We start from the raw sequence: 13413 nt of genomic DNA on the forward strand, positions 1-13413 counted from the left end.
GTAAATTGATATTATTTTTTTAATTGATTCAAATTAATATTAAAATAGCTACTTATTTCGCTGTTTTTTATGAAATTAATTAAAAAGATAATAAATGCTTAATTAATGATAATTTTGACTTAAAATAAAACTTAATAATGCAATAATTTTATTTTTTTTAGATTGAAGCAAAATATTTTGTTCTATAAATAAAACGATTTAGTAGATTCGTTTCTCTTTGCTAAAGATAAAAGGCATTGCGTTCCTGTTATAAGGAATTAGTTGTAAAATATAAAAGCATAAATCTAATAGATAGCGATTAATCTTTGTTTTTAATTGATAATCAAATCGTTTTAGGTTTTTAATCTGAGATTTTAAATAAAATAATATGATAACTCAAAAATATTGTCTTGCATTAGATTTGAATGACGATCCGGCATTGATGGCTGAATACAAGAAATATCATGAAAAGATTTGGCCGGAAATCACAGAAAGTATCACCAAGTCGGGGATTGAAAATCTTGATATTTATTGCGTTGGTAACAGAATGTTTATGATTATTGAGGCGAATGAAACTTTTACTTTTGAAAGAAAAGGGCAAATGGACGCTAATAATCCGATAGTTCAGAAATGGGAAGAACTGATGTGGAAATATCAAAAGGCATTGCCTTGGGCGAAGGAAGGTGAAAAATGGATGCTAATGGATAAAATATTTGATTTGCATGAAAATAGATAGCCACCAACATTTTTGGAAATACGAGCCTGTAAAAGATGCTTGGATCAATGAAGAAATGAAAGTGATCAAACGTGATTTTTTACCTTCAGATGTAAAACCTTTATTGTTAGAAAATCAGATTGATGGTTGTGTGGCTGTTCAGGCAGATCAGAGTGAAGATGAAACTCGTTTTCTTTTGGATTTGGCAAAAGAGAATAATTTTATCAAAGGTGTTGTGGGTTGGGTAGATTTATGTGCTGAAAATATTGAAGAGCGTTTGGAATATTATATCAAATATGAAAAACTAAAAGGATTCAGACACATTGTTCAGGCCGAAGCAGATATTGATTTTATGTTGTCGGAAAAATTTCAAAATGGAATTTCGAAATTGCTAAAATATAGTTTCACTTATGATATTTTGATTTCTCCAAAACATTTGGAAAATGCAAGAAAACTTGTTGCAAAATTCCCGGAACAAAAGTTTGTTATCGATCATTTGGCGAAACCGGATTTCAAAAATAAAAAATTCAGTGATTGGGAAAAAGATGTCAGAGCTATAGCGCAATTTCCTAACGTGATGTGTAAGGTTTCAGGTTTAGTGACTGAAGCCGACTGGAATAATTGGACCGCTTCGGACTTTACTTATTGTTTAGATGTGGTTACTGAGGTATTTGGAATTGATCGATTGATGTTTGGCAGTGATTGGCCGGTGAGTTTACTGGCAGCATCTTATGCAGAATCATGTGATATTGCAGAAGATTATTTTTCGAAATTTTCGAAAGCAGATCAGGATAAATTCTGGAGCAAGAATGCAATAATTTTTTATGATTTAAATGATTAATAAACGGATATGTGTTTTATACACAACTAAAAAAAAATAACTATTCAACCTAATAGAGAACAAAATGAACCTTAATCTTAAAGACAAAATAATTATTGTAACCGGTGGAGCAAAAGGAATAGGATTTGGGATTTGCAAAGTTTTGGCTGCCGAAGGAGCTATTCCTGTAATAATTGGAAGAGCTGATACCGACAATCAAATTGCTGTTAAAGAAATCGAAGCTGAAGGAGGAAAAGTATTATCAGTCGTTGCTGAATTGACTCATCCGGAAGCTTGTAAAAATGCCGTCGACCAAGTAATTCAACTTTGCGGTCGCATTGATGGGTTAATCAATAATGCTGGTGTCAATGATGGCGTTGGTTTGGAAAGTGGAGATTACGAAAGTTTTATGGCATCGATTCATAAAAACTTAGTTCATTATTATCTGATGGCGCAACATGCTTTGCCTGAGTTGAAAAAAACAAAAGGAGCAATTGTAAATATAGGTTCAAAAGTTGGAGATACCGGACAAGGAAGTACGTCAGCTTATGCGGCTTCAAATGGTGGACGCAATGCTTTAACCCGCGAATGGGCTGTCGAATTATTGAAGTACGGAATACGCGTCAATTCCGTAATTGTGGCGGAATGTTATACGCCTTTATACGATACATGGATTAAAACACTTGAAAATCCGGAGCAAAAGTTAAAAGAAATTACAGCCAAAATTCCGTTAGGAAACAGAATGACAACCGCAGAAGAAATCGCCAATATGACCGTCTTCTTATTATCTGATAAATCAAGTCACACAACAGGTCAGTTGATTTATGTAGATGGAGGATATACACATTTAGATCGTTCCTTATAGTTTATAGTGGACTAACTGCGTTCGTTTTTGCGAACAAAACCAAAATAACCAACCAAAATGAACATAACCAAAAAGATATTTTCGCTGAACAATTGCCTTGTTTTGCTGATCTCTTCGATGATCAGTTTTTCTGGATTTTCACAGAACACGCCGATAAAGAGAATGGGTTCGATTGATACTCAGTTATTTGATGATAATTGGCTTTTTTCACGATACGGATCTCAGGCCGATGGATTAGTCAAAGAAGAACCAAAGAATTTAGAAGCCGTTTCTACGAATGAAACCAACTGGGAAAAATTAAACTTGCCACATGATTGGGCGATCAAAGGACCTTTTAGAATTGAATTAAGAGGAGAAACAGGAAAATTGCCGTGGAAAGGAATTGGTTGGTATCGCAAACATTTTACTGTTCCGGCTTCAGACTCAGGGAAACAGATTTTTGTTGATTTTGATGGTGCTATGGCTAATGCCAAAATTTATTTGAATGGAAATTATGTAGGAACCTGGCCTTATGGGTACAATTCTTTCCGAATGAATTTGACTCCATTTTTAAAATTTGGACAGGAAAATATCTTAGCCGTTCGTTTAGATACTGAAAACTGGGATTCTCGTTGGTATCCCGGCGCTGGAATTTATCGCCACGTTTGGTTGGTAAAAACCAATCCGGTACATGTTGGGCATTGGGGAACTTATGTTACAACTCCAAAAATTACCAAAGAAGCTGCTGATGTCAGAGTGCTGGTAAACGTTGAGAATGCCACAAATAAAACCGTAAAAGCCGTTGTTACAACTGACTTATACGAGATAGATATCAATGACAAGCTTAAAACAAAAGTAGGTTCGTTAATTTCTTCAACTCTTGAAATCAAAGCTAACGGAACTGAAGAAGCAGAAACACATTCGGTTTTAAACAATCCTAAATTATGGGATTTAAAAACGCCAAATCGTTATGTGGCGCAAACTAAAGTTAGTGTTGACGGAAAAGTTGTTGACACTTATAATACGCCTTTCGGTGTTCGAACTATAGAATTTACAGCAAGAAACGGATTTCTTCTGAACGGGAAAAGAGTCGAAATCTTCGGAACTTGTAATCACCACGATTTAGGTGCTTTGGGAGCTGCAATCAATACTTCGGCATTAAAAAGACAATTGGTAATGTTGAAAGAAATGGGATGTAATTCTTTGCGTACTTCTCATAATCCTCCTGCTCCTGAATTGTTAGAATTAGCAGATAAAATGGGATTCCTGGTTTGGGACGAAGCTTTTGATGCGTGGAAAACAGGTAAGAAAAAATTAGATTATAATGTGATTTTTGATGAATGGCACGAAAAAGATCTAGTAGCGTTAGTACGCAGAGACAGAAATAATCCTTCGGTATTTATTTGGTCAATTGGAAATGAAATTCCAGATCAGCTGAACGTAAAAATGACCAAAGAATTGGCAGATATTATGCGTAGAGAAGATCCAACACGTCCAGTTTCAAATGGTTATAATGATCCTGATGGAGGAAGAGCATCTGGAGCTGCTGTTGCAATCGATGTTATGGGAATAAATTATTTTTTTAACCAACAACCAAAATGGGATGCTGATCCAAGATATGCGAATAAACCAACAATTGGAAGTGAAACAGCATCAACTGTAAGTTCTCGTGGAGAATATTTCTTTGACGATAAATACAACAAAACCTCCTGGCAAATTTCGTCTTATGACGACGCGTTTCCGGGATGGGGTTACTCGCCTGATGAACAATTTCGTATCAATGCAAAGTATCCACATTTATTGGGAGAATATGTTTGGACAGGTTTTGATTATTTAGGAGAACCAACACCTTACAATTCAGATGAAACGAACTTGCTGAATTTTAGAAGTGATCCTTCAAAGCAAGGAGAATTGGAGGCAAAATTAGCAGAATTGCAAAAAACTAATCCGCCATCAAGAAGTAGTTATTTCGGAATTATCGATTTGGCGGGTTTCCCAAAAGACCGCTATTATATTTACAAATCACATTGGAGACCAGATGTTCCAACGGCTCACATTCTTCCACATTGGAATTGGAGTGAACGTGTTGGACAAGTAGTTCCTGTACACGTTTATACTTCGGGAGATGAAGGAGAGTTGTTTCTTAACGGAAAAAGTCTTGGAAGAAAGAAAATGGAAGCAGGAAAAGATTTTCGTTTGACTTGGGATGATGTGGTTTATGTTCCTGGTGAACTAAAAGTTGTTTGTTATAAAAAAGGTAAAAAATGGGCGACAGATATTGTCAAAACTACCGGAGCAGCAACAAAATTGCAACTATCAGCAGATAGATCAGAAGTACTTGCAGACGATGTTGATTTGGTTTTCGTAACTGTTGATGTTGCTGATAAAGAGGGTTTAATGGTTCCTCGTACAAATCCATTAGTTAAATTTTCGATTGAAGGTGCAGGAGAAATCGTTGCCACTGATAATGGAGACGCAACTAGTTTTGTGCCTTTTCAAAGTACCGAAAAACCTGCTTATAACGGAAAAGTTTTGGTAATAGTTAAAGCGAAAAAAGGAGAAAAAGGACAATTTACGGTAAAAGCAGAAAGTGAAGGATTACAATCGGCAGCAACAACAATCAGAATCAAATAAGGAATAATAAAAAAGAGAAATGATTAAGAAAATAATTTTAACAGCTTTATTCGTTGGAACTACTATCACAGGTATTGCGCAAAACAAAATTGCTGCAAAAGATATTGCTGAAAAAATGAAATGGTTTGAAGATGCTAAATTAGGAATCTTCATCCATGCCGGAATTTATTCAGTTGCCGATGTTTCTGAATCCTGGAGTTTTCACAACGGAAAAATTTCTGTTGAAGATTATATGAAGCAACAAAAAAGTTACACTTTGAGTAATTATGATCCTGCAGCTTGGGCTGATATGATTAAAGATTCAGGTGCAAAATATACGGTAATTACAACAAAACATCATGATGGTGTGGCGATGTATGATACTAAATTAGGAAAATTGAGTTCCGTAAAAACCTGCGCTGCTAAGAAAGACATGGTGAAACCTTTCTTTGAAGAATTACGAAAAAGAGATATTAAATGCGGTGCTTATTTCTCATTAATCGACTGGACACACAATGATTATCCGGGTTTTCTGAAAGATAAATCACGTTATGATATTAAAAAAGAGCCAGCTCGTTGGGAACGTTTCCAAAAGTTCTATCAAGGACAAATTAAAGAAATCTCTGATTGGTACAACCCGGATTTATGGTGGTTTGATGGTGATTGGGAACATAGCGCTGAGGAATGGCAAGCTGAAAAAACACGTAAGATGATGTTAGACAAAAATCCAAATACGATCATCAACGGGCGTCTACAGGGATATGGTGATTATGATACTCCAGAACAAAATTTTCCGGTGGTACGTCCTGCATTCAAATGGTGGGAATTATGTATGACGATGAATGAAAACTGGGGATATCGTGTGAGTGATACAAATTGGAAAACACCTTATGAAATCATCACAATTTTTGTGGATGCAGTTTCAAACGGAGGAAATTTATTATTAGATATAGGACCAAAACCTGATGGTACTTATCCTGAAACTGTTGTTTCTACGCTAAAAGAACTTGGTGATTGGAACAGAAGAAACGGTGAGGGAATTTTTGGAACTATTCCCGGAATTCCGTTAGGGCATTTTTATGGGCCAACTACACTTTCTAAAGATTCAAAAACGCTTTATTTATTTGTTCACGGAAAAACTTCAGGACAATTGATGTTGAAAGGACTTGATAATAAAATTCAGGATATTACTGTTTTGGGATCAAATATAAAGCTGACTCATAAAGTGGTCGGAAAAATTTCATGGAGTGCCGTTCCCGGATTAGTTTATATTGATTTGCCGGAAAATGTTGCTGATAAATATGTGACTTGCATTAAAGTTACATTAGACGCACCAATTAAATTATACAGAGGTCAGGGTGGTTTCCTGACAAACTAAAAGAACTTAAAATGTCATCTTCATTATTAGGTGATATTTTTTAGCTAATCTACTTAATCGATTTAGCAAATATTAGAATAATTTTTAATAACTAATGGAGAAATAAGCATTGTTAATTAGAGATTTAAAGGAAGAATTAGAGAAATAATTAGCCCGTTTTGATGTTTTTTTTACGCTGAAAAAAAATAATTATAAAGAAAAAACTACATTTTTTAAAAAGGTAAAAAAAATGTGTAATGGGAGAAAAAATGATTTGGTTAATGATTTTCAAAATGAAGAAAAAATCATAAATGTTTCTTGATGAAAATCATGAAATGAACCGCAAGGACGATTTATTGTATAAATTTTAGTTAACATATATTTATGTTAATTTTTTAATGGTTTTATTGATTTTAGTAAGCTCTTTTTTGCGATTTTAATTTTTCTTAAATTTAAAACAATTGTTGTTGTTTGAGAGAAAAATAGTACTCGCTTAATTGGGTGTATTCGTTTTGTTTTCAGGGTATTTGCAGGATAATTTCGTTTTGTTATTTTTAAATGTTAAAAGTCATAATTATGTTTAAAAAAAATGCTAAATCGTTTTTGTAAATCGTTTTATAACTATATATTTGTCAATATTGAATTAACTTAAATTTAAGATAACATTAACTTTTTGATGAAAAAAAAGATCACTATTAAAGATATCGCAAAGGCTGCAAATGTATCCGTTACTACGGTTTCATTTGTTCTGAATGATAAAGGGGAGAAGATGGGGATCAGTAAAGAGGTGATTAAGAAAGTTCTTAAAGTTGCTGAAGAAATGAAGTTCAAACTCAATATGATCGCAAGTAGTTTGAGGACTGGTAAAACAAGATCTATTGGGCTTATTGTTGAAGATATTTCAAATCAGTTTTTTTCTGATTTGGCAAGAGTAATTGAGAGGGAGGCAATAGGTTTAAATTATAGAGTTTTTTATTGTAGTACCGGCGGAGATGATGAGCGGGCGATTGAGTTAGTTAATAGTTTATTGCAGGCTAATGTTGATGGTTTTATTATAACTCCTACTGAGAATATGAAAAAAACTATCGATCGATTGTTAGAACTTCAATGTCCGGTTGTTTTAGTTGACAGATATTTTGAAGAGCAGGAAGTAAGCCATGTTGTTCTCGATAATTTTGAAGGATCCCAAACTGCTGTCCATTATTTGTTGAAAAGAGGATTCAAAAAAATTGCATTTGTTACTAATTCTTCACAGTTGATTCAGATGAATTTAAGAAAGCAAGGATATGTGAATGCTCTGAGCGGAGTGGGTTTATATGATAGTTCCAGAATTCTGGATTTGGAGTATCACGTCACTGAAGAGGAGCGAATAGAAAAGATCTCTGAATTTTTGAGTAATAATAAAGAAATTGACGCTGTTTTGTTTGGCGCAAATTATTTGTTGCTTGCCGGTTTGCAGTCATTAAGAAGATTAGCGCTAACAATTCCTACTGATAAAGCAGTAATTAGTTTTGATGATCACGACAGTTTTAGACTGCATTCTCCTTCTATAACTGTTTTATCCCAGCCAATCGAAGAGATGGGGAAAAAAACTGTAATGTTATTGATGAAGCAAATGAATGAGGGAAGTAATTATAAGATTGAGAAAGAAAAGAAAAAAGGGACTCTAACTATAAGGGAATCAGTTTAATGATTGTGCCCTTTTTTTAAAAATAAATTACTAAAACGTTATAGTAGTATATAGAAGAAACTCAGAATGACTAACCAAATTATTAAACAAAAAAACGCTTATGAGGTAAAAGAAATAAAGAAATGTTAAACGAAACTTAATTGTTACCAAATCCTTGATCAGGAGAATTAGGTAATAGAAAATTAAAGGTTTTAGTTTCATATTTTTTAAGAAATCAAACCTTTTAATTAAAAAAATTACAAACCAAACCAAACCAATTTAATTATGAGAAAACTGTTATATGAATCACTATTAGTTTTTCTAATGGTATTGTGCTCTCAAGGAGTGAGCGCGCAAAACAAGACAATCTCCGGAGTAATTACAGATAGTGCAAATATGCCTATTCCATTTGTTACTGTTAAAGAAAAAGGAACGAAAGTAGAAGCGTCTGCTGATGAAAATGGAGCATTTAAAATTTCAGTAAAAGAAGGAGCTACTATCATCGTGAGCTTTATTGGCTTTAAAACAACAGAACTAAAAGCTGTTGATGGAATGAAAATTAAATTAGCAACTGCTACTAACGAACTTGATGGTGTTACAGTTACTGCTTTAGGACAAACTAAAAAGAACAAATCAATTGGGTATGCTACAAGTGTTATTAAAGCAGATGCATTAGTAAAAACAGCTTCGCCTACCATTGCTAATGGTTTGTACGGTAAAGCACCAGGTGTGCGTATTAGTTCTACTCCGGGTGGAGCCGGAGCAATCAATATCCAGATTCGTGGTATAAACTCAATAACCGGTAGAAATCAGCCACTTATTATTTTGGATGGTGTACCTATTCGTGATGGAGAGGTTAATAATAATGACTACTGGAACCAACAACGTGTAAAAAATAATGGTTTAGCCGATATTAATCCTGAAGATATTGAGAATATTTCGATTCTTAAAGGAGCTTCTGCTGCTGCATTATATGGTTCTGAAGCTGTAAACGGAGTTGTATTGATTACTTCTAAATCAGGTAGAGGAAAAAAAGGTTTAGGTATTGACTTTAGTACTAGTTACTCGGGTAATGAAATTGCATACTTACCTAGATTTCAGTACGAAAGAGGTCCGGGTTGGACGAATGCGAATTATTCTACAGGATATTTAGCTCCAGACGGATTTGCTCATTATGATGTAGATGGTAATGGTACTTTTGAAACGAGAGGAGTTTCAAATAGTGGTAATAACTATGGTCCTTGGTTTGACGGTAAGCCTGTTATGACTTGGGATGGAGTAATTCGTCCTTACTCAGCTCAAAAAGATGGATACAAAAATATGTTCCAGAATTCATGGGATTCAACAACAAACTTTGCGCTTACAAATAGTACTGAAAACAGTAGTATTCGTTTTTCTTACACACGTATTGAATCAGAAGCATTAAGTATGGGTAACAATAACAAAAAGAATAATTTTAACCTAAATGCGTCATTCAAAACAGGTAAATTAAAAACGGATGTTATTGTGAGTTATATGAATCAAAATTTACAGAACCGTACATTTGCTACGGATCGTTTGGTAAATAACTTTACTGGTATGCTTAGCCCATTTGATAATGGTGACTGGTACAAAGCGAAGTACAAAACTAGTTTAGGGTACAAATACGTGGTAGGTAAAGATACTCAAAGCTTAACTCCAAGTGAAAATATTTACCGTAATGGTTTCAGATCAGATATTGCTGATTATTTTTGGAATACAGGTGCTAAACAGCAAGACGAGATTACAAACCGTTTAATAGCAAGTGTTACTGAAACGCTTTCTGTTACCAAAGATTTAACATTACGTGGTCGTGTTTCGACTGATTTAACTGCAATAAATATTGAAAATAAAAATCCGGTAGAAGTACCTTTAGTTTATGAATTTGGAAACGAGGGAGATCGTTCAGGCTCTTTTATGATGGAGGGTCAGGATTATAACATTCTTTATGGTGATTTATTAGCGACTTACAACAAAAAAATCAATGAAGATTTTGGTGTAAATGCTGTTGTTGGTTATTCTGCTACAAGAGAAACTTACAGAACGTTATCTCGTTCTACTAAAGGTGGTTTAAGTGTTGAAGGATGGTATGATCTAAAATCTTCTATTGGTATAGCAACTAGTGACTCAAAAAGAGAAGAGACTTTGAAAGATGCCGTTTTTGGAACTTTAAGTGGTAGCTTCAGAAATTATTTATTCGTTGAAGGAACTATCAGAAGAGACCGTACTTCTACAATGAACCCAAATAATAATGCCTTTACTTATCCTTCTGTAAATTCAAGTTTTGTATTATCAGATGCGGTAAAATTACCAGACTTTATCAGTTATGCAAAAATGCGTGGTTCTTGGGGTATCGTGGGTAGCTATCCTTCGCGTTATGGAGCAAATGTGGCATTCATACAAAATACATTGGGAACTCAGGGAACTTCAAATCCAGTGTTGACTACAAATTCTCAAGACAAGTATGGAAATGAGGGAATCAAACCTGAAATGAAAAATGAATATGAGCTTGGTTTTGAAACTAAATTCTTCGACAGAAGATTAGGATTAGATTTTTCTTATTATAATGCAAAGATAAAGGATCAAATTCTTGATTTGACTTTGGCACCAACTACAGGAGCTAGTAGTATTCTGGCTAACGTAGGAGAGTTGAGTAATAAAGGATTTGAAGTTGCTTTGACAGGTTCTCCTTTCAGAACAGCGAATTTTTCTTGGGATGTTACTTTAAACTGGGCAAAAAATATCAACAAAGTTGTAAAATTGGCTAACGGTGCAACAGAATTATTACATGCTGACTATGATGGGTCTGCAGCTCAATTGAAATCTGTAGTAGGTGATCCAATGGGAGGTATTTATGCACACCCTGTTAAAACGGATGCTAGTGGTAAAGATATGGTTGACTCTGATGGATTCTTAATGATTGATGGAGATAAATGGGTAAAATATGGAAGTGCTATACCTAAAGGTGTTGGAGGTTTGTTGAACTCATTTACCTATAAAAGTTTCACATTAGATGTAAATATAGATTATTCTTATGGAGGTTCTTTGATGCCAACAGGAATTAACTGGATGACTGCAAGAGGATTGACAGAAGAATCATTGAAATACAGTACAAATGAGCGTGGTGGTTTAACGTATTATATGGACAATGGCAAAGGAGTTCAGGTTCCTAATAGCGCAACTGCCGGACCAGGTGGTCAGGTATTGTACCGCGATGGTATGTTAATGAATGGTGTAACTGCAGATGGTTCTCCAAATACAAACGTAATTTCTCAGGCAGGTTATTATAACATGACTTACAACTGGGGAGGTCCTCAATACAGCAGCTCACGTTATGAATTGTATATTCAAAAAAATGATTATGTTAAATTAAGAGAGGTATCTCTTGCGTTTAATGTGCCAGCGGCTTATGCAAGTAAATTTGGCGCTACAAAATTGAGTTTGTCTTTCTTCGGTCGTAACTTGTTTTATATCTACAGAACAATTAAGGATATGGATGCTGAAGCAACTACTGCAGGAACAAAATGGACTCAAAACGTAAACAATGCAGGATTAACTCCTTCTACAAGAAGTTATGGAGTAATGTTAAGAGCATCTTTCTAATTGGATAAATTATAATTAAAAAATAGACAACATGAGAAAATTATTATATATATCATTTGCGACAGCAGCAATTTTTTTAGGCTCTTGTTCAGAGAGTGATTTTGCAGATGCGTATAGAGATCCGGAAACAGTAACAACGACAACTGTGCCTAAACAGTATGCCGGTTTCATGAAAATTAACTTTGAGGATGTAATCCCATCGTATTGGAATTATTTTACAGTAATAAGAACGACTTCTTTAAGTTATACTCAGGCTCATGGATTTGTCAATTCGACAGGTCGTTATGTTGTTGGAGAAGCTGGAAAAGACAGATGGAACAGGTATTACAAATTCATTGCTCAATATAGAGAGTTAGAAAAAGTGATGGCTTCTTTATCTCCTGCAGATCAGGCAGCAAATAGAATCTACACAATCACTTCAACAATTTATTTGTATGATCATACGTCAAAAATGATTGATAACTTTGGAGATATTCCTTTCTCTGAAGCAGGTAAAATTAGTTTGACAGGTGGTGATTATAGTAAAGCAGCTGCTAAGTATGACAGTCAAACAGAGCTTTATGTTAAGATGTTAGACGATTTGAAAGCTTTTTCTACTGAATTAAATACAATTACTTTGGCTACCGGAGTAGAAACAGTATTTAAAAATCAAGACCTTATTAATAAAGGAAACCTGGTAAGCTGGAAAAACTACTGTAATTCTTTGCGTTTGAAAATGTTAAACAGAGTTTCTGCAGTTCCTACTTTATCAGCCAGAGCTAGTACAGAAATGGCTGAGATCATTGCAGAAGGAAAACTTGTAGATGAAACCTCAGAGAATATTGCTTTCAAAGTTTATACTCAGGATACTGATTTAGATACAGCAGGTTTCTTTGATGCTTTAGAATCAGGAGGAAACAACATTGCTCCAAAACCAATGATTGATCACATGAATGCCAATAATGATCCGCGTGAACCTTGGTTGTTTGAAAAAGGAGCAAGTGCAACAGCTTATGTAGGACTTGATCCGGCATTGACATCCGGAGTTCAGGATCAGTTACTTGCTGATACTAAAATCGCAATCTACAATAGATCTGTAATCAGTAAAAATAAATGGTTACCAGGAACAGTGATAAATGCTGCCGAAGTAAACTTGATTCTTGCGGAGTACTATTCAAGAAATGGAAATGCTGCTACAGCAAAAGTACATTTCGAGAAAGCGATCAGACAATCTATTGAATATTATGTAAGATTAGGAGATAAAGCTGATGTTTTGACTTGGAAACCAACTACGGAGCCAACAGTGGCTGAGGTTGATGCTTATATTGCTAAAATTAACTTTGACGGAGCTACAACAGCTGCTGATCAATTGAAGTTGATTGCTTTTCAAAAGTACATTCACTACAATGTAATGCAGGCTGATGAATCTTGGGCTGAACAAAGAAGATTAAAACTACCGGCGCTTTATTTTATGGATGATGAGACAAGTTCAATTAGAAAAACTCCTCCAACTCGTTGGACATATCCAAATTCTGAAAGAGTTTATAATACAGATAATTATAATAAAGTTAAAGACAAAGACGATTTAAATACTAAAATTTTCTGGGACGTAAAATAATTTCATTTTTAAGTTAAATTTTGGTTAGTAATGAGAAAACCCCAAAGTCAATGTATAATTGACGATGGGGTTTTCTTTATAATAAATGTATGTGTTAGGTATTTATGCCAATCAAGAAAATGTGCCGTTAGGCACTAAATATTGGTAGAAAATAAGAATTGGAATAAGTTAAGTTTAGCGTGCCGTAGGTACGCAATA

The 13413-nt window shown here is 34.4% G+C and carries 8 protein-coding genes; all 8 read left to right on the forward strand.

Going from position 1 to position 13413, the window contains the following annotated elements; translation table 11 throughout:
* Window positions 1-367 precede the first annotated feature (367 nt).
* The 8 genes from C8C83_RS18375 (at window position 368) to C8C83_RS18410 (ending at window position 13215) form a co-directional block, all read left to right on the forward strand.
* The gene (locus C8C83_RS18375; protein WP_121329829.1) at window positions 368-715 is read left to right on the forward strand and encodes an L-rhamnose mutarotase; all 348 of its coding nucleotides are present in this window, start codon (window positions 368-370) and stop codon (window positions 713-715) included.
* The gene (locus C8C83_RS18380; protein WP_121329830.1) at window positions 702-1535 is read left to right on the forward strand and encodes an amidohydrolase family protein; all 834 of its coding nucleotides are present in this window, start codon (window positions 702-704) and stop codon (window positions 1533-1535) included. Before C8C83_RS18375 ends, C8C83_RS18380 begins: the two co-directional genes overlap by 14 nt.
* A 64-nt stretch (window positions 1536-1599) precedes the next feature.
* Window positions 1600-2379: an SDR family oxidoreductase gene (locus C8C83_RS18385; RefSeq protein WP_121329831.1), complete on the forward strand. Its 780-nt coding sequence runs from the start codon at window positions 1600-1602 to the stop codon at window positions 2377-2379.
* Window positions 2380-2436: 57 nt separating this feature from the next.
* Window positions 2437-4992 (forward strand): beta-galactosidase GalB, encoded by a 2556-nt coding sequence (gene galB, locus C8C83_RS18390; protein ID WP_199735296.1) that lies wholly within the window; start codon window positions 2437-2439, stop codon window positions 4990-4992.
* Between the two features lie 19 nt (window positions 4993-5011).
* Window positions 5012-6349: an alpha-L-fucosidase gene (locus tag C8C83_RS18395; RefSeq protein WP_121329833.1), complete on the forward strand. Its 1338-nt coding sequence runs from the start codon at window positions 5012-5014 to the stop codon at window positions 6347-6349.
* Between the two features lie 655 nt (window positions 6350-7004).
* Window positions 7005-8018, forward strand: a complete 1014-nt coding sequence (locus C8C83_RS18400) for a LacI family DNA-binding transcriptional regulator (RefSeq protein ID WP_121329834.1) — start codon at window positions 7005-7007, stop codon at window positions 8016-8018.
* Between the two features lie 264 nt (window positions 8019-8282).
* Window positions 8283-11618: a SusC/RagA family TonB-linked outer membrane protein gene (locus C8C83_RS18405; protein ID WP_121329835.1), complete on the forward strand. Its 3336-nt coding sequence runs from the start codon at window positions 8283-8285 to the stop codon at window positions 11616-11618.
* Window positions 11619-11649: 31 nt separating this feature from the next.
* Window positions 11650-13215: a SusD/RagB family nutrient-binding outer membrane lipoprotein gene (locus C8C83_RS18410; RefSeq protein ID WP_121329836.1), complete on the forward strand. Its 1566-nt coding sequence runs from the start codon at window positions 11650-11652 to the stop codon at window positions 13213-13215.
* Window positions 13216-13413 lie beyond the last annotated feature (198 nt).

It is taken from the genome of Flavobacterium sp. 90 (genome assembly GCF_004339525.1).
Taxonomy (GTDB): domain Bacteria; phylum Bacteroidota; class Bacteroidia; order Flavobacteriales; family Flavobacteriaceae; genus Flavobacterium.